The following is a 22,813-nucleotide window of genomic DNA, read 5'->3' on the forward strand; positions in this document are numbered from 1 at the left end:
CTCGTACAGCGATTTGCCCAGGGCACCTCCCGCTGTCGGAAGCGCAGCCGCCCGGCTTCTCCGAGCCTGCGCGCGGTGACGCGCGACGTACCACAACGAGGCTGCTCCAACCCTCCGGGGCCATGAGCACGCGGGTGCACGAGGGCGCGTACGGGCGCCGGAACCGGCCCTTCTGGCCAGAGTGCGGGAGTCCGGCTGTTACCAACTATCCATCCCTGCAACGGAAAAGGCGGTGGCGGCTCCGTTTCGAGCCGCCACCGCCGTCGACCGTCGAGTACTACAGGACGATCTCGTAGGCGAGATCCTCGCTCTCGGCCGCTTCGAAGATCAGCTCAGCGACGCGGCCGGCGGAACGCACGTCCGGCGCGACCCTCTGCAGAGCGGCCAGCAGCTCGGCCGGCCCCCGGGCGGTCACCTTGGCCACCTCCGCCCGCATGGACAGCTGGGCGCTGCTCTTCGCCTTGCGGATCGCCGTGATCGCGCTCGCCGCGACGTCGAGCAGGCCGGCGTCGCCCTTGGACGAGAGCTCGGCCGACGCTTCGGCGGGCCACTGGGCGCGGTGAACGGACCCGTCCTGCCACCAGCTCCACGCTTCCTCGGTCGCGAACGGGAGGTACGGCGCGAGCAGCCGAAGGAGTACCGACAGAGCCCGCGACAAGGTGGCCCGGGCCGACTCGGCCCCCGCATCGCCGCTGTCACCGTAGGCCCGGTCCTTCACCAGCTCGACGTAGTCGTCACAGAAGGCCCAGAAGCACCGCTCGGTGACTTCAAGCGCACGGGCGTAGTCATACCCCTCCAGAAGTGCCGTGGCCTCGGTCGTGACCTGTGCGAGCCGGGCGAGCAGGGCCTGGTCGATCGGTTCGGTGACCTCGGCGTGCGGTGCGCCCGCACCCAGGCCGAGGACGAACTTCGTCGCGTTGAGGACCTTGATCGCCAGGCGGCGCCCGATCTTCATCTGCGCGACCTCGAAGGCGGTGTCCGTGCCGGGGCGGGCCGACACCGCCCAGTACCGCACAGCGTCCGACCCGTGTTGGTCCAGCAGATCCAGCGGGGTGACCACGTTTCCCTTGGACTTGGACATCTTCTTGCGGTCCGGGTCGAGGATCCAGCCGCTGATCGCAGCGTTGCCCCAGGGCAGTTCGCCGTGTTCGAGCTCAGAGCGGACCACGGTGGAGAACAGCCACGTGCGGATGATCTCGTGGGCCTGCGGACGCAGGTCCATGGGATAGACCCGCTGGAAGAGGTCGTCGTCGGAACCCCAGCGGCCGGCGATCTGCGGGGTCAGGGACGAGGTCGCCCAGGTGTCCATCACGTCCGGATCGCCGGTGAAGCCACCGGGCGCGTCCCGCTGGTCGCTGGTGAACCCCGGCGGCACGTCGCTGGTCGGATCGATCGGCAGCGCATCCTCGGACGGCACGATCAACTCGTCGGTCGCATGGCCCGCCGAGTCGCACCGATACCACACCGGCACCGGTACCCCGAAGTAGCGCTGACGGCTGATCAGCCAGTCGCCGGCCAGACCTTCCACCCACGACTGGTAGCGGTTGTGCATGTGCTCCGGGTGCCACGCCAGCTCCCGGCCGCGCGCCAGAAGCTGCTCGCGCAGCTCGGCATCCCGGCCGCCGTTGCGCAGGTACCACTGACGGCTGGTGACGATCTCCAGGGGCTTGTCGCCCTTCTCGTAGAACTTCACCATGTGGTTGAAGTGCCGCGGCTCTCCGACCAGCGCGTCGTCGGCGCGCAGCAGTTCGACGATCCGCTCACGGGCGGTGTGAGCGGTCGCACCCGCCAGCCGCGCGTACGCCGCCGTGGCCTTGTCGGTGTCGAGACCGGCGGGGGGCTCCGGCAGGAAGCGGCCGTCGCGGCCGAGCACGCAACGGGTGGCCAGGTCGAGCTCGCGCCACCACACCACATCGGTCGTGTCGCCGAAGGTGCACACCATCACCAGGCCGGTGCCCTTCTCCGGGTCCGCCAGGCGGTGAGCGAGGACCGGTACCTCGACTCCGAAGACCGGCGTGCTCACCGAAGTGCCGAACAGCTTCTGGTAACGCTCGTCCTCCGGGTGCGCCACGACGGCCACGCACGCGGGAAGCAGCTCGGGCCGCGTCGTCGCGATCTCCAGCGGCTGCCCGGACTCGGCCCGGAACAGGATGTGGTGGTACGCGCTGGGCCGTTCGCGGTCCTCCAGCTCGGCCTGGGCCACCGCGGTCTGGAAGGTGATGTCCCACAGCGTCGGCGCCTCGGCCTGGTACGCCTCCCCCCGCGCGAGGTTGCGCAGGAACATGCGCTGGGACACCGCCCGGGCGTTGCCGTCGATCGTCTGGTACGTGTGCCCCCAGTCCACCGAGAGCCCCAGGCGGCGCCACAGGCTCTCAAAGACCTTCTCGTCCTCGATCGTCAGGCGCTCGCACAGCTCGATGAAGTTGCGCCGGGAGACGGGGATCTGCTGCTTGCCGGGATTTTCCGGCGGCGTGAAGTCCGGGTCGTACGGGAGAGAGGGTTCGCAGCGGACGCCGAAGTAGTTCTGCACCCGGCGCTCGGTAGGCAGCCCGTTGTCGTCCCAGCCCATCGGATAGAAGACCTGCTTGCCCCGCATCCGCTGGAAGCGCGCGACGGCATCGGTCTGGGTATAGCTGAACACGTGGCCGACGTGGAGTGAGCCGCTGACCGTAGGCGGGGGTGTGTCGATCGAGAACACATGCTCACGGACCGCGGAGCGATCGAATACGTATACGCCCTGCTCGTCCCAGAGCGGGGCCCACTTGGTCTCAAGACCGTCGAGGGTGGGCTTGTCGGGTACGCCCGGGCGAGGAGATGCGTTCGTCATGGTCCCAGATGGTATCCGCTCGCTGCGGTGCGCAATTACTGCTATTTAGTAGGTAGTTGATGGAATGTCAACAAGGCCGGTTGTGACAGCTGGCCGGACCTGCCGCATGGTCACGCGGCCGTTCGACGGCTGGCGCCATAGGGGCAGGTGCACTGTGGCGACTCCGACCGCGCCGACGACGGTTTCGGACCTCCACTGCAACGAGGCGTAGATTCGCTCACGGGAACGGAAGTATTTCCGCGAATTCTTCCCATGGTGGATCTACCGGCAGGGAGCTGCACCTGGCGCGGGCCGCCGGACGAATCCAGCGGCCCTACCCTGTTTCGTCCTGGACTCAGAGGCGTTCGGGGGTTCCGATGCCGAGGAGGTCCATGCCTTGGCGGAGGGTCTGGCCGGTGAGTTGGCAGAGCAGGAGGCGGGTTTCCATGATCGCGGGGTTGGGGGCTTTGAGGACGGGGCAGTGCTCGTAGAAGGTGGTGTACGCCGCGGCGAGGTTGTGCAGGTAGGCGCAGAGGCGGTGGGGTTCGAACGTCTCGGTGACGAGGTCGATGGTGGCGCCGAATTCGTCGAGGAGGAGGCCGAGGGTGCGTTCGGCCGGCTCGAGGGCGAGGTCCTGGTGGGCGGTCGGGGTGACGCTTTCGGGGGCCTTGCGCAGGATGGACTGGATGCGGGCGTAGGCGTACTGGAGGTAGGTGCCGGTGTCGCCGTTGAGGGAGACCATGCGGTCGGTGTCGAAGATGTAGTCGCGGGTGCGGGAGGTGGAGAGGTCGGCGTACTTGACGGCGCCGATGCCGACCTGTCGTGCCCGTTCTTCGAGTTCCTCGGGGGCGAGTTGGGGGCTCTTCTCGGCGACGACGGTGCGGGCCCGGTCGACGGCTTGGTCGAGGAGGTCCATGAGGCGGACGGTCTCGCCGGAGCGGGTCTTGAAGGGTTTGCCGTCCTTGCCGAGGACGGTGCCGAACGGCAGGTGCAGGGCGCGGACGTTGTCGGGGAGCCAGCCGGCACGGCGGGCGGTGGCGAAGACCATCTGGAAGTGGAGGGCCTGGCGGCTGTCGACGACGTAGAGGAGTTGGTCGGCGCCGAGCAGGCCGACGCGGTCGCGGATGGCGGCGAGGTCGGTGGTGGCGTAGCCGTAGCCGCCGTCGCTCTTCTGGACGATGAGCGGGGTCGGTTCGCCGTCGGGGCCCTTGATGTCGTCGAAGAAGACGCACAGGGCTCCGTCGGAGCGGACGGCCACGCCGGAGGCTTCGAGGTCGGCGCAGACGTCGGCGAGGCGGGGGTTGTAGTGGCTCTCGCCGATGGCGTCGGCGTCTTCGAGGAGGACGCCGAGGCGGGCGTAGACGGCCTCGAAGTAGGCCTTCGACTCGTCGACCATGCCCTGCCAGGAGGCGACGGTCTCCGGGTCGCCGGCCTGCAGGTCGACGACGCGCCGCCGGGAGCGGTCGGCGAAGTCGGCGTCGCTGTCGAACTTGGCGCGTGATGCCTTGTAGAGGCGGTTGAGGCGGGACATCGACGGGCCGGCGTCGTCCGGCTCGGTGTCGTCGCCGGGTTCGTCGGGGTGCTCGAGGAGGTACTGGATGAGCATGCCGAACTGGGTGCCCCAGTCGCCGAGGTGGTTGCGCCGGATGACCTTTTCGCCGGTGAACTCCAGGGCGCGTACGAGTGCGTCGCCGATGATCGTCGAGCGCAGGTGGCCGACGTGCATCTCCTTGGCGATGTTCGGCTGGCTGTAGTCGATCACCGTGATGCCGGGTTGGGCGGCGCCGCCGACGCCGAGTCGGGTGTCCGCGGCGCGGGCGGCCAGCCGTTCCAGGATCGCGGCATCGGTGACCGTGACGTTGACGAATCCGGGGCCGGAGATCTCCAGGCCCGCGAGGATCTCGTCCGCGGTCAGGTGTTCGAGGACGCGCGTGGCCACCTCGCGGGGGTTGGTCCGCAGGGGCTTGGCGAGGCTCATGATGCCGTTGGCCTGGAAGTCGGCGCGGTCGCTTCGTCGCAGCTGGGGGTCGCTGTCCGCGGCGTCGGGGAACGCGGTGGAGATCGCCTGAGCGAAGCGCTGCCGCACCGCGTCGGCGATGGAGAGGACCGTAGCCATAGAACGAAGGACCACTTCTGTGAGAGGGCGGGCTGCGGGAATCGCACAGCAACCGCACCAGGTGGACGATCGGCGCCGCACGCCGATCATCCCACGTCCTCGCGGGCGGGAGGCCGAATAAGGACGGCTGCACTGGGCGCCACAACGCCCGAACAGCATTGATGGTCAACGGAACTGATTGGTCATCAGCACGCGAGAGCCCTTCCGCCGCTTTCCGTGGTTCCGTGCGGCTCGGAAGTCGGTGGCCGAATCCGCTCATTCGATCGAACGCACGGTGAGCGCCGGGGCCGCGCCGTGTCGTAGCCGCCCGTCACGTGGCGGCAGGAGGCGCCGCCGCCCAGCGATCCCCGTGCCCGGGCAGGACGGCATCGCGAGCCGACGGAGCGGTGCCGCCCACCGGGCGCTCATCGCTCGGGCGCTCGGCGACCGCGATGAAGGCCAGTTCGGAGAAGAAGAACCCGCCGAGGCGATCGGCCTCCCGCACCGCCGCGTACCACTTCTCCACCTCAGCCGCGCTCACCGCGCCTCGATCGTGCCGGTCTGCGGACAGCAGCGCTTTGCGGATCTCGTCGATCCTCGCCTTCGCGTGTCCTGACAGCGTGGTCGACCAGGTCAACAGCGGCTCGACGCTCACCAGCCTCAGCGCACTCCGCGCGAGGAGCAGGCCCAGCTTGCGGCCGATCCGCCCGTCCGCGCGATCCATCCAGCTCTGCACGTCATCCGCGAAGGCGTGGCAGACCCGCCGATCAAGGTCCGCATCCGCGCCGGTGATCACTACGGAATCGAAGTCGACGTGTGCAAGGACTGCCCGCCCTCCCGGCCGAAGAACCCGTGCAACCTCTGCCAGCAGCTGCTCCGGATCCGGCAGACACTCCACGGTGTTGTACGACAAGATGACATCAGCGCTCTCATCCCGGCACGGCAGCGGAGCCCGCAGATCCGCAGCGAGCGCCATCACGGGGCCGAGGTGACCTTGGAGTTCCTGTTGGGCGTGCCGGAGGAAATCCGCGGACCTGTCGATCCCGATCAACACGGCCTCGGGGGCCACGCGGCTCAGCGCCAGAAGCGTCGGTCCGGCGCCGCACCCCAGGTCGATGACTCGGCTGGCGGCCGTCGGAGCGGCGAGTTCGGCAAGCCGGCTGTGGACCGCCTCGGCGCTGTCCGACACGGCACGACCCTCTCTCCCGTGACGCGCCGAAGCAGCGCATCCGATGCACAAATGCACAATAGGTGACAAAACGGGTGACATCCTCTTGGGCGGGGGCGGCCCGCAGAGCGCGACGGACGTGGGGAAAGCTGCTGCGTGGACGGCGCTGATCCGTTCGTTCGGCTTCGCGGCTGTCGGTTGTTGAGCGCCCGCATGCCGGACGTTGGTCGAATCGGTCGCGGCGGTGTGGCCATGCGCGGCCGGTGTCGACCCGGGCCGGGTGACGCGGCGGAACGGAGGCATCTCCGCGACGGCGGCCTTGGCCGCGCGCCGCGCGGTACGGCCGACGACCAGCTTGAGACCGTTGACCGCCTGGCGCCGCCGGGCGTTCTGCTCGACGGGATCGGCACGCGGACGTACTCCTCCCGCCGGTAACCGGCGACTGTCCGCGCTACGGTGGCCGCAGTGGTCTCGGGGCCCCGAAGAAGCCGTGCTCGTCAGCGAGTTGCGGAGATTTCCGGCACCGCCATGAACCGTTCGCTACCGTGGGGGAGCCCACCACTCGGGATCACGGTCACGACTGCGTACACCCTCGGCGGCCCAGCCGGGACAGGACGGCACGGGCCCGCCGGAATCCGCGCCGCCCGTGCTGCCGCGGGCCCGGGCCCCTTCCGCTCCAGGGACGGGATCGTGACAGCCCGCTCTCCTCGACCCGCAACCGGGGGCGCCAGTGCAGTACGACCTCGCCGACGTGTTCACCGATATCGCGCTCGGGGGCAACCAGCTTGCCGTGTTCACCGACACCACGGCGGTCGACCCCGACCTGATGCAGGCCATCGCCCTGGAGATGAACCTCTCCGAGACCGTCTTCCTGCGCCCCGCCTCGGCGGGCGGCGACATCCGGGCAAAGCTGTACTCCACCGTGACCGAGGTGGACTTCGCCGGCCACCCGCTGCTCGGCACCGCGGCCGTCCTGGCCCGGCGACAGGCCGCCGACGAGACCACGCTGCACATCGAGACGAACGTCGGCATCGTGCCGGTCACCACCCGTCGCCTGAACCAGGACAGGTACACCGCATGGATGCGCCAGCCCATCCCGAAGGTCTCACCCGTCCCGGACGACCAGGCCGACGGGCTGCTCGCCGTGCTCGGGCTCCAGCGGAGCCTGCTGCCCGTCACCCTGTACGACGCGGGGATCCCACACCTGTACGTGATGGCCGACTCCCCCGAGGCAGTGCGCGCCATCGTCCCCGACTTCCCTGCCCTGGGCCGAGCCGCCGGCCCGGGTCGGGCCCGCATCAACGTCTTCGCCCTCACCGGCTCCGACACCGCGGTCACCCGCATGTTCTCCCCCTACGACCGAGTCCCCGAGGACCCCGCGTGCGGATCGGCGGCCGGCCCGCTCGCCGCGCACCTCGTACGCCACCGGATCCTGGCCTCCGGCGTCCAGCTCACCCTCAGTCAAGGCGAGGCCGTGAACCGGCCGTCCACCTTGTACGCGCAGGTGGTGGCCGACAAGGACGACATCCGGTCGGTCGATGTCGGCGGGGGCGTCTGCCTCATCGGCTCCGGGCGCCTGCGTCTTCCCGGCCTCGGCGGTAGTGCCGCGCGCCTGGGCGATCGCACCGCAACCGCATGACGAGGGGAAGCGCGACGTAGGCAGGGGCAAGCGGCTGGGGGCGCTTCCCCTTCGCTACCGATCGATCGCCGTGGCCACTCCGCCGATCCAGCCGGTGCCGCACCGGGAACCGGCGGCTTCCGGCCGGGTGCCCGCGACGGGCCGGGCAGACTCCGCGTCATGCGGAAGAACACCGTCTGGGCCGCTGCGGGTGCGCTGGCCGTTGTCGTCGCCGTACTGTCCGGGCGGTGGCGGCTGGTGCGCGGGTACGGGCGGCGGTCGGGGTGCCGGTGGGACGGCCATCGTGCTCTATCCGGCTGTTTCGGTCCGACGGGCGGAGCGGGATCTGATGGACGTGTGGAACGGCAGCAGGACGGTCAGCACGGTGGATGCGGCCATCCACGCGAGGAGTCCGAGAAGAGCGGTGATCAGGGCCGGCAGTTGCGTGCCAGCAAGGAGGCCGGTTGCGAGCGCGGCATTCACCAGCCCGGCGCTGACTGCCATCTGAACTTCGGCCCGGTGTCGCACGAATGCCTGGCCGAGTCCGCGAACGAGCGGCTTTTGCAGTCCCAAAAGGATGGGGCACATCACCCAGCTGAGGATCAGCACGCCCCACCAAGGCATCGGCGAGATGATCAGGAGCAGCAGGCAGGAGATCGTGGTCACGCCCATGGAGACGAAGAACCCGCCCGTGCCGTCCTCGTCCGTGGCCCCGGGCACGTCGAGCTTCATTCCGAGGGCCAGAAGCAGGGCCACGACGATGGCAACGGGGACCGTCCAGCGCACCGACCAGGAGGCGAAAGCGACCAGTTGAAGTCCGATCAGCGCGGCACCTGCCAGCACGCTTCGTCCCACGGCGACGTTCCTCGCTGTCCGCGGCTTCGTGGGTGCGGCCGTCGGCTCCAGCTCCGGCGGGGCGTCGAGAGGTGCGGGCTCACGCCGAGCAGGTGCGGGGCTGGCCGGAGTGCGGGCCGGGGGCGCGTCGAGAGCCGTCGGGGGGTGTGGCGCTTCGGGCTGCGCCCACCAGGCGGTCCTGGTCGGGGCTGAGGAGAGGTCCGGGGTGACCCTTGCGGGCGGCGTGGAGTGCGGGCGCTGTGCGGGGACGGCGAGCAGCGCCTCGATCGCCTCGATGACCTGGGCGGCGCTTGCGGGCCGGTCGTCGGGCTCCTTCGCCAGGAGCTGAAAGACGAGTTCGTCGACCGCGGCCGGAATGGATGCGCGGTGGCTGCTGGCGGGTTGGGGCTGCCGGGTCAGGTGCTGGTGGAGGACGGCCAGCGGTGCTCCGGTGAAGGGTGGTTGGCCGGTCAGGAGCGTGTGGAGCAGGCATCCGACGGCGTAGAGGTCGGCGGAAGGGCCGATGTTTCGGTCGCCCCGGGCTTGTTCAGGTGCCATGAAGGCGGCCGTACCGATGACGTGGCCGGTCCCGGTGAGGGCGAGGTCCTCATACAGGTGCTTGGCGATCCCGAAGTCGAGGATCTTGACGGTGCCTCCGGGCAGGAGCATGGCGTTCGCGGGCTTGATGTCCCGGTGGACGAGGTCGGCCCGGTGGGCGGTGGCGAGGCCGTGCACACCTGCAGGGTCCAGTCGAGGGCGTCCTCCACCGGTGGCAGCGCGCCTTGGGAGATGATCTCCTCCAGGGACTGCCCTTCCAGGAGCTCCATGACGAGGAACGGCGCACCGCCCTGTTCGGGTCCGGTGCGGCCGAAGTCATGGATGGTCACGATGTGCGGGCTGCTGAGGTTTCCGGCGGCCCTGGCCTCGGCGGCGAATCGCTCGATGCTGGCGGACGCCGGGTCGGCACCCGTCAGCAGCTTCACCGCTACCGGGCGGCCGACCCGTTCGTCGAAGGCTCGCCAAACCTGGCCCATCCCGCCGGAGCCCAGGATCGCTTCCAGGCGGTACCGGTCGTCGAGTCTTGCTCCACGCATGTCCACCCCGTCACGGCCTTGAGAATGCGGTTGGTCCGGGTGCGCTCTACCGGCCACGCACTCTATCGGGCTGCAGCCCTGACTGTCCGTGGTCCGCCAGTTGGTGGGCCGAGCGCGGCAGGTTCAGGTCACGCACCAGCCGGAGTCGCAGCCGCTGCCCTCCGTCTCCTCGGGCGAGGTCGAAGAGCTCCGGTTCTGTCCGCCGTTGCCGACGCCAGGCGTCGACGGTCCGGAATGGGCAGAAGAAGCGCGAGCTTTGCGGAACCAGCCGTCACGAGCGCTGATGGACTCGCCATGCGCAGGGCATGGGTTCGAATCCCATGGGCGGCTCGGTGGAGGCCCGGATCGGATGGTTTCCGGTCTGGGCTTTTTGGGTTTCTCTGGCTTGAGGGGCGGGGCGGGGCGATGCGGGGGGCGGGTCAGGAGGCGGGGTGGCCGAGGCGGAAGCCGATGCCGCGGATGGTGACGATCCAGGTGGGACCGAGTTTGGCGCGCAGGGTGCTGACGTGGGTGTCGACGGTGCGGCCGCGGGTGGACCAGGTGTCGGACCAGACGCGGGCCATGATCTGGGGACGGGGGAGGACGGTGCCGGGGTGGGTGGCGAGGAGGTGGAGGAGGTCGAACTCCTTGCGGGTGAGGTCGATCCGGGTGCCGTGCAGGGTGGTGAGGCGGGTGCCGGGGTCGATGCGGAGGGGGCCGTGGGTGAGGACGGGGCGGGGGGAGGGGCGGGGGTGGGTGCGGCGCAGGACGGCGTCCATCCGGGCCAGGAGTTCGCGGAAGCCGTAGGGCTTGACCAGGTAGTCGTCCGAGCCGGCCTGCAGGCCGAGGACGCGGTCGAGTTCGGAGCCGCGGGCGGTGACGGTGATGATCGGGGTGTCGCTGACCGCGCGGATGCCGCGGCAGACCTCCAGGCCGTCGAGGTCGGGCAGGTCGAGGTCGAGCAGGACCAGATCGGCGGTGGGGTGGTCGCGCAGGGCCGCGGCTCCGGTGGCCACACCGCGGGCGGCGTAGCCCTGGCGGGTCAGGGCCCGCAGCAGGGGCGCGGCGGCGCCGGGGTCGCCCTCGACGAGCAGGACGCGTAGGGCCCGGACGCCGCGGTGCGGTGCGGGCGGGGGGTCGAGCAGTTGTGCGGCGGGCCGGTTCATCTGTCCCCCTCGGGTGCGCTCCGGTCGGCACGGGCGAGGTCGTGTCGACGGGGTCGGGCGCGCGCTCGACGAGGATAGCAAACAGACCTGTCTGGTTGTTAGTGGGTTATGGGGTGAGGGGCGAGGGTTGATTGGGTCGGTTGGTGCGGGTTATGGGGGGATCGGAAGCGTGTAGGTCTGGATGTTTTGGTGCGGCGCGTCAGGACCCGGCCAGGGGTGTCAGGGGTTGTTCCGCGGACTGTCAGGGGTGTGGAAAGGCGCTGTCCGGCCGGGGCGGTGGGCCCGCATCCTCGGGTGGCGGGCAGCACGGGAGGAGGATCGGACGGGCCCGCCCCGGGCGGTCAGCTGCCGGTCGCGTCGAAGGTGGCGCGGGCCTGCTCGACCTCGGGCAGGTGCTCCTCCGACCAGTCGGTGAGGGCGGCGAACAGCGGGGCGAGGCTGAGGCCCAGTTCGCTGATCTCGTACTCGACCCGGGGCGGCACCTCCGGGTGGTAGGTGCGCACCACCAGGCCGTCGCGCTCCAGTTGGCGCAGGCGCTGGGTGAGCACCTTCGCGGTGATGGCGCCGACGTTCCGGTTCAGCTCGACGAAGCGCTGCCGGCCGAAGCGGTTCAGCGTCCACAGGATCGGCGTCGTCCAGCGGCTGAACACGATGTCGAGCACCGGCGTGATCGGGCAGGCCTGCGGGCCGCCGTCCATCGGGGTGCTGTTGCCCGGGGTGTTGGCGCTCGAGGTGTTGGCGTTCCGGGTGCTGGCGTTCGGGGTGCTGGTGCCCTCGCTCTGTGGGCCGTGCCAGGCGGGGGCCCGGTTCGTCGTGGGTCGGTCCGGTGCGGCCATCGTGTCCACCCTCTCGTCAGTCACTTTCTTCTAGGTACCCACTGTATCGAGGGTGCTAGCTTCCCAAAAGCTAGCGGCCCGGTTCCGTTCCCGCACCACCACGACCTCCAGGAGTGAGATGTCCGTGCAAGACACGCTGCGCACCCCGGTCGCCGCCTCCGCGGCCGGGCCCGTCCGACGCCCCGGCCTGATCCTGGCCTTCCTGTGCGTGGCCGGTTTCATGACCTTCCTCGACGTCTCGATCGTCAACGTCGCCCTGCCCACCATCGAGCACGAACTGGGCATCTCCCAGACCACTTTGGAGTACGTGGTCACCACCTACGGCATGGTGCTCGGCGGCTTCCTGCTGCTGGCCGGTCGACTGGCCGACACCCTCGGGCGGCGCCGGATGCTGCAGACCGGGCTGGTCCTGTTCGCCGCGGCCTCACTGGTCGCGGGCCTCGGCCGCAGCGCCTGGGAGCTGATCGCCGCCCGCGGTGCGCAGGGCCTGGGCGCCGCGTTCATCGCCACCGCCGCGCTCGCCCTGCTCAGCGGCAACTTCGCGGAGGGCGCCGAGCGCAACCGGGCGCTCGGCGCCTGGGGCGCGCTGTCCGGGCTGGCGGCGGTGGTCGGGGTGACCCTCGGCGGGGTGCTCACCGACGGTCCCGGCTGGCGCTGGATCTTCTTCGTCAACGTGCCGATCGGCCTGCTCGGCGCGGTGCTGGCGCCCCGGGTGGTCGGCGAGAGCCGCTCCGCCGAGCGCGGCCGCGGCTTCGACGTGGCCGGGGCGGTCTCGCTCACCGCCGCCCTGGTGCTGCTGATCTTCACGCTCGGCCAGACCGTCTCCGACGGCGAGCTCCCCTACGCCCGGATCTACGGCGGGGCCGTGCTGGTGGTGCTGCTGCTGGTGGCCTTCGTGCTGGTCGAGCGCCGCAGCGTGAACCCGCTGGTCCCGTTCTCGGTCTTCCGCCGCAAGTCGCTGCGCGCCGCCAACGTGGTCGCGGTGCTGCTGCTCGGCACCTGCGTGACGCTGTTCTTCTTCGCCTCGCTGTTCCTGCAGCAGGTGCTGGATTACTCCGCGGTCCGCACCGGCTTCGCGTACGTGCCGCTCGCGGTGCTGACCGCGGTCGGGGCGGGCGTCGCCTCCCGGTTGGTCACCAAGGTCGCCGCCAAACCGGTGCTGCTGGTCGGCCTGGCGCTGGCCGCCGCGGGCATGCTGCTGCTGTGGCGCGTCCCGGCGGACGCCTCGTACCTCACCGACGTGCTGCCCGCCTTCGTGCTGATGGGGCTGGGGTTGGGCGCCTCGTTCGTGCCGGTGCAGGTCTCGGCGTTCGCGGGGAGCACCGAGGAGGAGTCCGGGCTGGCGGCCGGGCTGATCAACACGGCGCAGGAGGTCGGTGGCGCGCTGGGCCTCGCGGTGGCCGCCACCTGGGCGTTCCGGCGGGTCGCCGAGCTCACCGAACGGGCGCACGGCGTACCGGAGTTGGTGCTGCGGGCGCGTACCGAGGTGTTCCACGACGCGTTCCTGGTCGGCGGGGTGTTCGCCGGGGCGGCGTTCCTGGTGGCCCTGGTGCTGCTTCCCCTCACCAGGGCCACCGGCGAGCCGCCGGTGCCGCGCGGCTGACGGTCCGGCTGCGGGTGGCGGGTGGTGCGGCGGGGGGGGGGGGGGGGGGGGGGGGGGGGGGGGCCCCCCCCCCCCCGCGCGGGTGGGGCGGGCGTCAGGGGCGGCGCCCGTACCAGCCGACCAGGCGGTCGATCGCGGGTGCGTCGGCGGGCACCGGGACGACCGGCCCGTACGGCACCTGCCCGCCGCGCGGCTCGGCCGGGACGGCGCGCTCCATCGCCGCGAGCGGGCCCGCCAGCGCCTCGGCGGGCCAGTCGACGGGGCGGCCGGTGGCCCGGGCGAGGTCCCAGGCGTGCAGCACCAGCTCGTTGGTCCAGATCACCGCGGCGACCGCGCCCGGGACGGTGCCCCACGGCAGCGCGATGCTCCGGCCCAGTACGGCCGGGTCGTCCCAGGCCGCGCGGAACCCGGCGCCGGCCGCCTCCCAGGCGGCGGCCCACCCACCGTCCGGGACGTCGGTGGCGAGGTGCGGCACCGCCGCGAACGGGCCGCCGCCCGCCATCGCGGTGCTGCGGCGGAGCACCGAGACGACGTGGTTGGCCAGGTCGCGGACGGTGTAGTCGGGGCACGGGGTGGTCAGGCCGTACTGGTCGGGGCGGAGGTCGGCGAGGACCGCGCCGAGGACCTCGGCTGCGGCGTAGAAGCCCGGGCGGGGGTCGGTGGGGGCGGTGGGTGTGGTGGGTGTGGTGGTTTCGGTCATGGGGTCAGCCTGTGCGGCGCTCCGGCGGGTGGCCGGGGACTTTGCAGAACCCTGTAGAAGAACCGGCAGACCTGTCGGATCCGGGGTGGAAGTGGGGGTCGGTTTCCTGTAGGTACCTAATATCTTCGTGATGCTAGCGTCGTGGACGTAGCCGAAAGGGCTTCCACAGCAAGGGACTTGGGTCCCACTGAATTGAGGAGCGCACTCATGATCGTCGTCACCGGAGCCACCGGGAACGTCGGCCGTCCACTGGTCTCGCTGCTGGCCGCAGCGGGGGAGCAGGTCACCGCGGTCTCCCGCCGGATGCCGGCCGAGGGCTTCCCGGCGGGCGTCGCCCATGCCGTCGCGGACCTCGCGGACTTCGCGAGCCTCGGCCCCGTACTGAAGGGGGCGGACGCGCTGTTCCTGCTGCTGGGCGGGGAGCTCAACGGCCCCGGCGCCCCCGCCGAGGAACTGTTCGCCCTCGTACGGGAGTCCGGCGTCCGGCGGGTCGTCCTGCTCTCCTCGCAGATCAACGGGACCCGGCCGGACGCGCCCTCGCACGCCCGCCTCCGCGAGTTCGAACGGGCACTCCAGCTCGGCGAGTTGGAGTACACCGTGCTGCGCGCCGGGGGGTTCGCCTCCAACGCGTACGCCTGGGCAGAGGGCGTTCGGACGCGGCGCACCGTGCACGCGCCGTTCGCGGACGTCGCCCTGCCGGTCGTCGACCCGGCGGACCTGGCGGCGGTCGCCGCGGTCGCGCTCCGCGAGGACGGGCACCGCGGGCAGGTGTACGTCCTCACCGGGCCGGAGGCGATCACGCCCCGGCGGCAGGCGGCCGTGCTCGGCGAAGTCCTGGGCGAGACGGTCGAGTTCGTGGAGCTCAGCCGTGAACAGGCCCGTGCCCACCTGGCCCGCTTCATGCCCGACGAGGTCATCGACGGCACCCTCGACATCCTCGGCACGCCGCTCCCCGAGGAGCAGCAGCCCGGCCCGGACGTCGAACGCGTCCTCGGCCGCCCGGCCCGGAGCTTCGCGGACTGGGCGCGGGACGCGCGAGGGGCGTTCCAGTAAGGCGGCCCTGCTGGCGGACGAGGCGGCCCTGCGGCGGGCCCGGCGGGTGGCGGCAGGGATCCTCGCGTTGCACGGGTGGCCGGGCCGTCCCCCGGGCCCCGGCTGCTCACCGCTCCGCGAGGTACTCCGCCCAGGTGCGGCTGCCGTACGCGCTCTGCGGCGCGGTGAGGGCGCCCGCACGGAGGGCGCGGCCGGCGCGGCCGGGGAGGTGGAGGGGGAGGACCCGGCGGGGGCGGCCGTTGGCGCGGAGCCAGTCGGCGGCGAGGTCGGTGGCGAGGCGGGTCTCGGGCCCGGCGAAGTCGGGGGCGTGGCCGACCGGTTCACCGAGGGCGAGCTCGACCAGGCGGGCGGCGACCTCGGCGGGGTGGACGGGCTGGACGGGGGTGCGGGAGACCATGGGGAGGAGGGGGAGCTTGGCGAGGGAGCCGATCATGCCGTCGAGGAGCTGGGGGAACTGGGTGGCGCGCAGGTTGCTCCAGCCGAGGCCGGACGCGGCGAGGAGTTCTTCGCCTTGGAGCTTGATCCGGTAGTAGCGCATCGGGATCCGGTCGACGCCGACGATCGAGATGTTGACCAGGTGCTGGACCCCGGCCCGCCGGGCGGCGTCCAGCAGGTGGCGGAAGGCGGGCAGGTCGTTCCCGGGGTGGCGCGGGTCGCTCGCGCAGTGGATCACCGCGTCGATGCCGGTGAGCGCCTCGTCCAGACCGGTGCCGGCGGTGAGGTCGCCGGTGTGCCAGTGGGTGGTGGCGGGGGTGGGGCCGGGGGTGGTGGCGGGGAAGTCGGTGCGTCGGGTGAGGGCGTGGGCGGGGCTGCCGGTGGTGTGGGCGTGGCGCAGTACCTCGCGGCCGAGGACGCCGGTCGCGCCGGTCACCAGCAGGGGGAGCCGGGGGCGGTCGGGAAGGTCGGGGCGGTCGGGGAGGTCGGGGGACTGGGGGCGGTCGGTGCGGTCGTTCATGGTCCGGTTCCTTCCGGGGAGGGGTGGCGTGGCTCTCCCTGGTAGGAACCGGACGGTCAGCCGTTCTGTGACAGCGCGCGGTGCCGGTGTGCGTAGTGGGCGAGTTTGTCCGGGTTGCGCAGGATCCGGATGTCGGTGACGCCGTCGGGGCCGACGTCCACCGTGCCGATGGCGGTGAGCTCCTCGCCCTCCCAGCCGAGCAGGGCGGGGGCGCCGTTGGCCTCGGCGAGTTCGAACCGGACGCCGTCCGTGAAGCGCTCGAACAGGCCGGCCAGGAAGCGGGCGGCGTTGACCCGGCCGTGCACCGGCCGGAGCGCGGCGCGGGCCTTGCCGCCGCCGTCCGCCCACACCACGACCTGCGCGGCGAGGAGCTGTTCGAGCTGCTCCAGCGCCCCGTCCGAGGCGGCCTGCAGGAAGCGGCCGAGCAGGGCGGCGTTCTGCTCGGCGTCGACGGTGCCGGGGTGCGGGGCACCCTCGGCGAGGCGCTTGCGGCCGCGGTGGTGGAGCTGGCGGGCGGCGGCCTCGGTGCAGTCCAGGACGCCCGCGACCTCCCGGTGGCTGTACCCGAACGCGTCGCGCAGGACGACGGCGGCGCGCTCGGGCGGGGAGAGCCGCTCCATCATGGTGAGCACCGCGAAGGACACCGCCTCGCGCTGCTCGGCCCGCTCCATCGGCCCGAGCGCTCCGCTCGCCACCGGCTCCGGCAGCCACGTCCCCGGGTACTCCTCGCGCCGGGCCCGGGCCGAGGTGAGCCGGTTCAGGCACAGGTTGGTGACCACCTTGTTCAGCCAGGGCCCGGGCGCGGCGACCTGTCCCGGTTCGGTGCCGTGCCAGCGCAGGTACGCGTCCTGCACGGCGTCCTCCGCCTCGGCGGCCGACCCGAGCATCCGGTACGCCAGCGAGAACAGCCGCTGCCGGTGGCTCTCGAACTCCCGTACCGCTTCGTCCCGTTCCCCGTCCATGGGTTCCACGCTAGAGCACCTCACCGGTCGTGCCGCAGCGGGTTCAGCCCGGTGGGTTCGGGTCGGATCGGTGGGTTCGGGTCGGTGGGTTCAGCCCAGTGGGTTCGGGGCGGTGGGTTCGGGTCGATGCGGTCGGGTCGGTGCGGTCGGGTCGGTGGGTTCAGTCCGGTGGGTGGAGGCCGATCCAGTCGGCGAGGCCGGTGGCGCCGGAGGCGGTGAGGTGGACGACGCGGGGGCTGGTGCCGTGCCGGAGCCAGCGCAGGGTGAGCAGGCGGGCGGTGAGGGCGGCTCCGGCGGCGCCGGCCAGGTGGTGCTGCTGCTCGCTCCAGTCGACGCAGTAGCGGACCAGCGGGCGGCGCGGCGGGAGGGCGTCGAGGTCGATGCCGAGCTGGTGCAGGGCGGTCCGGCCGGACGGGGTGAGTCGGTAGTGGTGGTCGTGGCCGTAGCCGGAGGAGCGGTCGCGGACGGCGGTGGCGGGGCGGTGGGTGCCGTCGTGGCCGGTGAGTAGGCCGCGGTCGAGCAGGGTGCCCATCAGGGCGACGCCGAGTCGGCCCGCGAGGTGGTCGTAGCAGGTGCGGGAGCGGCGCAGCGCGCTGGTGGTTCTGCTCTCGCGCAGTGAGGTGATCGGCAGCGGGGGCGCGATCAGGGCGAGGGCCTCCAGGGCGTGGCCGACCTCGGGACCGGACAGTCGGTAGAAGCGGTTGCGGCCGCTGCTGCGGACGGTGACCAGTCCGGCGTCGAGCAGCCGGGTCAGGTGGGCGCTGGCGGTGGGCGCGCCGATGCCCGCTTCGGAGGCGAGGACGGCACCGGTCAGGGCGCGGCCGTCGCTGAGCGCCTTCAGGATCCGGGCCCGGGACGGGTCGGCGAGCAGGGCGGCGGCCCGGGCGACGTCGGGCTGTCCGGCGGCCTGGGCGGGGATGGGGCGGACGGGCGGGCCGAAGCGGGGTGAGGAGGGGGCGGGGGAGGCAGGCGCTGGGGAGGCGGGCGCCGGGGAGACGGAGTCGGCAGAGGTGGGGCGGAGGGAGGCAGGCACGGGGTCAGCTTAGGGCGGGCACGGTTCGTTGGACGGCGAAGTGTTCCGTGTCGGGGGAGCCGTCCTTCCTCGGGGCGGCATGGTTCGTTGAGTGGCGAACTGTGCCCGCGCGAGGCCTGTCGCCCTTCTCCGAACGGCCACAGTTCGCCAGGCAACGAAGTGTTCCGCGCAGAGACTGCCCTCATGACTTCCGTACCGCAGGTGCTCGCGTCCCCCGTCAGGCCATCGGTGGAGCGGCTCGCGCTGCCGCCGTTGGTCGCGCTGAGCGTGGGGCACTTCCTGGTGATGCTCGACGTGACGGTGGTGAACGTGGCGGGGCCGGGCGTGCGGGCCTCGTTGGGGCTGGGGGCGGCGGGGCTGCAGTGGGTGGTGGACGGGTACAGCACGGTGTTCGCGGGACTGCTGTTGCTCGGTGGGGGGCTCGGTGACCGGTTCGGGCACCGGCGGTTGTACCTGGCGGGGCTGGGGTTGTTCGCGGTGGCGTCGGCGGGGTGCGCGGCGGCTCCGTCGGGGGCGGTGCTGGTCGGGGCCAGGTTCGGGCAGGGGGCGGGGGCGGCGCTGTTGGTGCCGGCTTCGTTCGCGTTGCTGCGGGCGGCGTACCCGGACGGGGCGCTGCGGGCGCGGGCGGTGGGGGTGTGGGGACTGGTCTCGGCGGTGGCGTTCGGGGCGGGGCCCGCGGTGGGCGGGCTGTTGGTCGCCGGACTGGGCTGGCGGTGGGTGTTCTGGGTGAACCTGCCGGTCGCGGCGCTGGGAGCGGCGCTGACCTGCCGGCACGTCCGCCCGTCGGCGGCAGGACGGCCGGGCGTCTCGGAACAGCCGGGTGCCTCGGGAGGGCCGGGTGTCTCGGCGGGGACGGGTATCCCCGGGACGGCCGGGTGCCTCGGAACAGCCGGGCGTCTCGGAACAGCCGGGTGTCCCGGGACGGCCGGGTGTCCCGGGAGGGTCGGCCAGGTCGGGGCGGCGGGGTGACCCGGTGGGCCAACTGCTGGGCGTGGTCGGGCTGGTGGGTCTGGTCGGGGGAGTGAACGAGGCGGGTGCGCGGGGCTGGGGCTCGCCGTGGGTACTGGCCGCCTTCGGGGTGGGGGCGGTGGCGCTGGCCGGGTTCGTCCGGGTGGAGTGGGTGCTGGAGCGGCGCTCGGCGGCGGGTCGGGGCGGCCGGGTGCCGTTGCTGCCGCCCGCGTTGCTGCGGGACGGGCGGCTCGCCGCGGTGGACGTCGTCGGTCTGCTGCTCAGCCTGGGCTACTACGGAATGCTGTACGTACTGACGCTGCATTTCCAACTGGTACGCGGCTATGGTTCGTTGGGGGCAGGCCTGGCGCTGCTGCCCTCGGTGGGGATGGGTCTGCTCGCGGCTCCGCTGTCGAGTCGGCTGGCGGCCCGGTACGGCCCCTACCCGCCGATGGCGGGGGCGCTGGTGCTGGGGGCGGCGGGGTTCCTGGGCTGGCTGGTGGCGGAGCCGGAGACGCCCTACCCGGTGCTGCTGTTCGCGTTGGCGGCGACCGGTCTGGCGACGCCGGTGACGGTGGTGGCGGCCACCGTCGCGGTGCTGGAGGCGGCGCCGTCGGCCGTGGCGGGGACGGCTTCGGCGGTGTTCAACGTCTCGCGCCAGGTGGGCAGTTCGCTGGGCGTGGCGCTGTTCGGCACCCTGACGGGCAGCCTGGGCCCGGTGCGCGGACTGCACGCCTCGGCGCTGGTCGCGGCGGGCGCCTTCCTGCTCGGGGCGGCGCTCGCGGGACGGGTGGTGCGGCGGGGGCGGCGGCCGAGGTCTCAGTCGGCGGCGTCGTAGGCGCGGCGGGCGGCCTCGACGGCGGGCAGGTGCCGGCCCTGCCAGGCGGTGAGGGCGGCGAAGAGCGGGGCGAGGCTGCGGCCGAGCGGGGTGATCGCGTACTCGACCCGGGGCGGGATCTCGGGGTGGTAGGTGCGGGTGACCAGGCCGTGGCGTTCGAGGTGGCGCAGGCGTTCGGTGAGCATCTTGGGGTTGATGTCGCCGATGTGGCGCTGGAGTTGGATGAAGCGGAGCGGGCCGCGGTGGTCGAGGTTCCACAGGACGGGGGTGGTCCAGCGGCTGTGGACGAGGTCGACGGCGGCGGCGACGGGGCAGGGGCGGGGCGGCACGGCAGGCTCCTCGGGTAGCGGCTTTCGTCTGGGTACCTAGTGTCCTCGAGGTGCTAGCTTCGCGGTGGCGAACGTCCGAACGGTACGGATCTCGCCTCAACTGGCATGAAATAAAAGGGAGTTGTTGGTAGATGATCGTGGTGGTGGGGGCGACCGGGAACGTCGGTCGGCCGCTGGTCGCGGAGTTGGCGGCGGCGGGGGAGCAGGTGGTCGCGCTCTCCCGGAACGTGACGGCCGGGGAAGTGCCGGACGGGGTGCGACCGGTCCGGGCGGACCTGGCGGACTTCGCCGGCCTCGGCCCCGTGCTGAAGGGTGCGGACGCGCTGTTCCTCATGCTGGCACCGGAGTTGAACGCGCCGGGGGCCCCGGCGGCGGAGCTGCTGGAGGTGGTGGCCTCGGCGGGGGTGCGCCGGGTGGTGCTGCTCTCCTCGCTGATCACCGCGACCCGGCCCGCGGAGCGCTGGCACGGGCGGATGGGCGAGTTCGAGGCGGCGGTGCGCGGCAGCGGCCTGCGGTGGACGGTTCTGCGGCCGGGCCCGTTCGCGTCCAACACCTTCGCCTGGGCGGAGTCGGTGCGTGCCCGGCGTACGGTGTTCGCGCCGTTCGGCGGGATCGCGATGCCGGTGCTGGACCCGGCGGACGTGGCGTCCGTCGCGGCGGCGGCACTGCGCACCGGGGAGGTGCGCGGGGGCGTCGCGGACGAGCACGTCGGCCGGGTGTACGCGCTGACCGGCCCGGAGGCCGTCACCCCGCGCCGCCAGGCCGAGCTGCTGGGTGAACTCCTCGGCGAGAAGGTCGAGTTCGTTGAGCATACCCGCGAGCAGGCGCGCGCCCACCTGGTGCGGTTCATGCCGCCGCAGGTCGCCGACGGCACGCTGGAGGTGCTGGGTGCGCCGCTGCCGGAGGAGTCCGCGGTCCGGCCGGACGTCGAGCGGGTGCTGGGCCGTCCGGCGCGGACGTTCGCCGACTGGGCGGCGGGGGCGCTGCCGGTCTTCCGCTGAGCCCCGGGCGCGCCCCCACCCCGCCGCCGAGGGCCGGGGGTGGGAGGACGCCGGGGCCGTCAGCTCTGGGTGGCGGCGTAACGGGCGCTGACGTCCTGCCAGTTGACGACGTCCCACAGGCGGGTGACGTAGTCGGGGCGGACGTTGCGGTACTGCAGGTAGTAGGCGTGCTCCCAGGCGTCGAAGGCGAGCAGCGGGACGCTGCCCTGGCCGACGTTGCCGTGGTGGTCGTAGACCTGCTCGACGATCAGGCGCTTGCCGAGCGGCTCCCAGGAGAGGATGCCCCAACCGGAGCCCTGGACGCCGACGGTGGCGGCGGTGAGCTGCTGCCGGAAGGCGTCGAAGCTGCCGAAGTGCTCGGTGATGGCGTCGGCGAGGGCGCCGTCGGGGCGGTCGCCGCCGTCGGGGGAGAGGTTCTCCCAGAACAGCGAGTGCAGGACGTGGCCGGAGAGGTGGAAGGCCAGGGTCTTCTGCAGGCCGACCAGGGCGCCGAACTGCTCCTTGTCACGGGCCTCGGCGAGCTGGTCGAGGGTCGAGTTGGCGCCGTTGACGTACGCCAAGTGGTGCTTGGAGTGGTGCAGTTCGAGGATCTCGGCGGACATCGCCCGTTCCAGGGCGGAGTAGTCGTACGGCAGGTCAGGCAGCGTGTAGGCACCCATGGCGGAGCAGCCCTTCTCGTTCGACGGAGGGTCAGTTGCGAGTGCCACCTTATTGCAACTTACTTGCAGGAACGATAACTGATCATTAAGGCCGGGTGTCGCCGCATGACGGCCGCCGCCCCGGCCGCCGTACGACGGAGGCCCGCCCGGGTTCCCGGGCGGGCCTCCGCGGCGGAGCGGGGATCAGGACGGCTCGGCGTACGCCTCCTCGCGCAGCCGGTCCTCGGACGCGCCGCGCCGCCAGTAGCCGGAGAAGGCCACCGCCCGCCGGTCGACGCCGCGTTCGCGCACCAGGTGCCGGCGCAGTTCCTTGACGGTGCCGGACTCCCCGGCGATCCAGGCGTACGGGACGCCGCCGGGTAGTTCGGCCGTCCGCAGGGCGGGCAGCAGGCCGGAGGGTGCGCCGGGGGCGCGGACCAGCCAGGTGAGTTCGACGCCGTCGGGGGCGGGCAGGTCCTGGATGTCGGCGGCGTGCGGCACCTCGATCCAGACCAGGGCGCGGGTGCCGGTCGGCAGCCACTCCAGGATGCCGCCGACCGCGGGCAGTGCCGTCTCGTCGGCCAGCAGCAGCACGAAGTCGGCGTTCGCGGGCGGCCGGAAGGACACCGAGCGGTTGTCGGCGACGGCCGGGCCCAGCAGCACCACCCGCGCACCGGGCACCGCCGCGGCGGCCCAGGCGGCGGCCGGTCCGGTCGACGCACCAGTGGACGCTTGGCTGTCCGGGCCGTGGCTGTCCGGGCCGTGGCTGTCCGGGCCGGAGCCGTCCGAGCCGTGGCCGACGCCCTCCGCCCCGACCCCGTGCAGCGCGAAGTCGACGTCGACCTCCGGCAGTTGACCGTCGCCGCCCCGCTGCGCACGGACCGTGTAGGAGCGCATCACGGCCCGCTCGTCCGCCGGGATCGCCCGCCAGGCGGCGAACCAGCCCTCGCCCTCCCGGTACGGGAGGTTCGGCTCGTCCTGGCCGGGCTGCGGCAGGAACAGCGAGAAGGACTGGTCGCGCCCGCCGCTCGCGAACGAGCGCAGCGCCTCGCTGCCGAAGGTGACCCGCAGCATGGTCGGGCCGAGCCGACGGGTGCGCACCACCTGGGCGGGGAAGAAGTCGTACTCCTGGGCCGGTGCCCGGTTGGTCATCGGAC

18 protein-coding genes and 1 pseudogene are annotated in these 22,813 nt (G+C 72.4%); 6 read left to right on the forward strand and 13 right to left on the reverse strand.

Annotated elements, in window-relative coordinates; translation table 11 throughout:
* Positions 1–277: 277 nt before the first annotated feature.
* The 3 genes from valS to ACFY00_RS24960 form a co-directional block, all read right to left on the reverse strand.
* Positions 278–2,827, reverse strand: coding sequence for a valine--tRNA ligase (valS, locus tag ACFY00_RS24950; RefSeq protein ID WP_388033764.1), 2,550 nt, complete (start codon positions 2,825–2,827; stop codon positions 278–280).
* 334 nt (positions 2,828–3,161) lie between these two features.
* Positions 3,162–4,922, reverse strand: a complete 1,761-nt coding sequence (gene argS / locus ACFY00_RS24955) for an arginine--tRNA ligase (protein ID WP_388033765.1) — start codon at positions 4,920–4,922, stop codon at positions 3,162–3,164.
* A 310-nt stretch (positions 4,923–5,232) separates the two neighbouring features.
* Positions 5,233–6,090, reverse strand: a complete 858-nt coding sequence (locus ACFY00_RS24960; protein WP_388033766.1) for a methyltransferase domain-containing protein — start codon at positions 6,088–6,090, stop codon at positions 5,233–5,235.
* Between the two features lie 709 nt (positions 6,091–6,799).
* Between ACFY00_RS24960 and ACFY00_RS24965 the strand changes: the two genes are divergently transcribed.
* Complete coding sequence (locus tag ACFY00_RS24965; RefSeq protein WP_388033767.1) at positions 6,800–7,708, forward strand: PhzF family phenazine biosynthesis protein; 909 nt, start codon at positions 6,800–6,802, stop codon at positions 7,706–7,708.
* A 288-nt stretch (positions 7,709–7,996) separates the two neighbouring features.
* Here the strand turns inward: ACFY00_RS24965 and ACFY00_RS24970 are convergent.
* The 3 genes and pseudogenes from ACFY00_RS24970 to ACFY00_RS24980 form a co-directional block, all read right to left on the reverse strand.
* Positions 7,997–9,615, reverse strand: a pseudogene (locus ACFY00_RS24970) (protein kinase).
* Positions 9,616–10,034: 419 nt separating this feature from the next.
* Complete coding sequence (locus ACFY00_RS24975) at positions 10,035–10,760, reverse strand: response regulator transcription factor (RefSeq protein ID WP_388033768.1); 726 nt, start codon at positions 10,758–10,760, stop codon at positions 10,035–10,037.
* A gap of 341 nt (positions 10,761–11,101) precedes the next feature.
* Positions 11,102–11,458, reverse strand: coding sequence for a winged helix-turn-helix transcriptional regulator (locus ACFY00_RS24980; RefSeq protein ID WP_388033830.1), 357 nt, complete (start codon positions 11,456–11,458; stop codon positions 11,102–11,104).
* A gap of 256 nt (positions 11,459–11,714) precedes the next feature.
* Here ACFY00_RS24980 and ACFY00_RS24985 point away from each other — a divergent pair, with 256 nt between their 5' ends.
* Positions 11,715–13,199, forward strand: coding sequence for an MFS transporter (locus ACFY00_RS24985; RefSeq protein WP_388033769.1), 1,485 nt, complete (start codon positions 11,715–11,717; stop codon positions 13,197–13,199).
* A 94-nt stretch (positions 13,200–13,293) separates the two neighbouring features.
* On the opposite strand, the gene ACFY00_RS24990 is transcribed toward ACFY00_RS24985, so the two are convergent.
* Positions 13,294–13,899: a TIGR03086 family metal-binding protein gene (locus ACFY00_RS24990; protein WP_388033770.1), complete on the reverse strand. Its 606-nt coding sequence runs from the start codon at positions 13,897–13,899 to the stop codon at positions 13,294–13,296.
* A 207-nt stretch (positions 13,900–14,106) separates the two neighbouring features.
* Here ACFY00_RS24990 and ACFY00_RS24995 point away from each other — a divergent pair, with 207 nt between their 5' ends.
* A complete protein-coding gene (locus tag ACFY00_RS24995; protein ID WP_388033771.1) occupies positions 14,107–14,952 on the forward strand; it encodes an NAD(P)H-binding protein in 846 nt (281 codons plus the stop codon).
* Between the two features lie 106 nt (positions 14,953–15,058).
* On the opposite strand, the gene ACFY00_RS25000 is transcribed toward ACFY00_RS24995, so the two are convergent.
* From ACFY00_RS25000 to ACFY00_RS25010, 3 genes are all read right to left on the reverse strand, one after another.
* On the reverse strand, positions 15,059–15,907 hold the full coding sequence (locus ACFY00_RS25000; protein WP_388033772.1) for an SDR family oxidoreductase: 849 nt from the start codon (positions 15,905–15,907) through the stop codon (positions 15,059–15,061).
* Between the two features lie 56 nt (positions 15,908–15,963).
* Positions 15,964–16,869: an RNA polymerase sigma factor SigJ gene (sigJ, locus tag ACFY00_RS25005; protein ID WP_388033773.1), complete on the reverse strand. Its 906-nt coding sequence runs from the start codon at positions 16,867–16,869 to the stop codon at positions 15,964–15,966.
* Between the two features lie 160 nt (positions 16,870–17,029).
* Complete coding sequence (locus ACFY00_RS25010; RefSeq protein ID WP_388033774.1) at positions 17,030–17,902, reverse strand: ArsR/SmtB family transcription factor; 873 nt, start codon at positions 17,900–17,902, stop codon at positions 17,030–17,032.
* A 183-nt stretch (positions 17,903–18,085) separates the two neighbouring features.
* On the opposite strand from ACFY00_RS25010, the gene ACFY00_RS25015 reads away from it, so the two are divergent.
* Together ACFY00_RS25015 and ACFY00_RS25020 are read left to right on the forward strand one after the other, a co-directional pair.
* Positions 18,086–18,871, forward strand: coding sequence for an MFS transporter (locus ACFY00_RS25015; RefSeq protein WP_388033775.1), 786 nt, complete (start codon positions 18,086–18,088; stop codon positions 18,869–18,871).
* A gap of 4 nt (positions 18,872–18,875) precedes the next feature.
* A complete protein-coding gene (locus ACFY00_RS25020) occupies positions 18,876–19,688 on the forward strand; it encodes an MFS transporter (RefSeq protein ID WP_388033776.1) in 813 nt (270 codons plus the stop codon).
* Here the strand turns inward: ACFY00_RS25020 and ACFY00_RS25025 are convergent.
* Positions 19,670–20,017, reverse strand: a complete 348-nt coding sequence (locus ACFY00_RS25025; protein WP_388033777.1) for a winged helix-turn-helix transcriptional regulator — start codon at positions 20,015–20,017, stop codon at positions 19,670–19,672. The genes ACFY00_RS25020 and ACFY00_RS25025 overlap by 19 nt on opposite strands.
* A 131-nt stretch (positions 20,018–20,148) precedes the next feature.
* Between ACFY00_RS25025 and ACFY00_RS25030 the strand changes: the two genes are divergently transcribed.
* Positions 20,149–21,018 (forward strand): NAD(P)H-binding protein, encoded by an 870-nt coding sequence (locus ACFY00_RS25030; RefSeq protein WP_388033778.1) that lies wholly within the window; start codon positions 20,149–20,151, stop codon positions 21,016–21,018.
* A 59-nt stretch (positions 21,019–21,077) separates the two neighbouring features.
* Here the strand turns inward: ACFY00_RS25030 and ACFY00_RS25035 are convergent, their stop codons facing one another.
* Positions 21,078–21,677, reverse strand: a complete 600-nt coding sequence (locus tag ACFY00_RS25035) for a superoxide dismutase (protein ID WP_388033831.1) — start codon at positions 21,675–21,677, stop codon at positions 21,078–21,080.
* 183 nt (positions 21,678–21,860) lie between these two features.
* Entirely contained in the window at positions 21,861–22,808 is a 948-nt protein-coding gene (locus tag ACFY00_RS25040; RefSeq protein ID WP_388033779.1) for a siderophore-interacting protein, read from the reverse strand.
* Positions 22,809–22,813 lie beyond the last annotated feature (5 nt).

Source organism: Kitasatospora sp. NPDC001540, from assembly GCF_042894345.1.
Lineage (GTDB): Bacteria > Actinomycetota > Actinomycetes > Streptomycetales > Streptomycetaceae > Kitasatospora > Kitasatospora phosalacinea_C.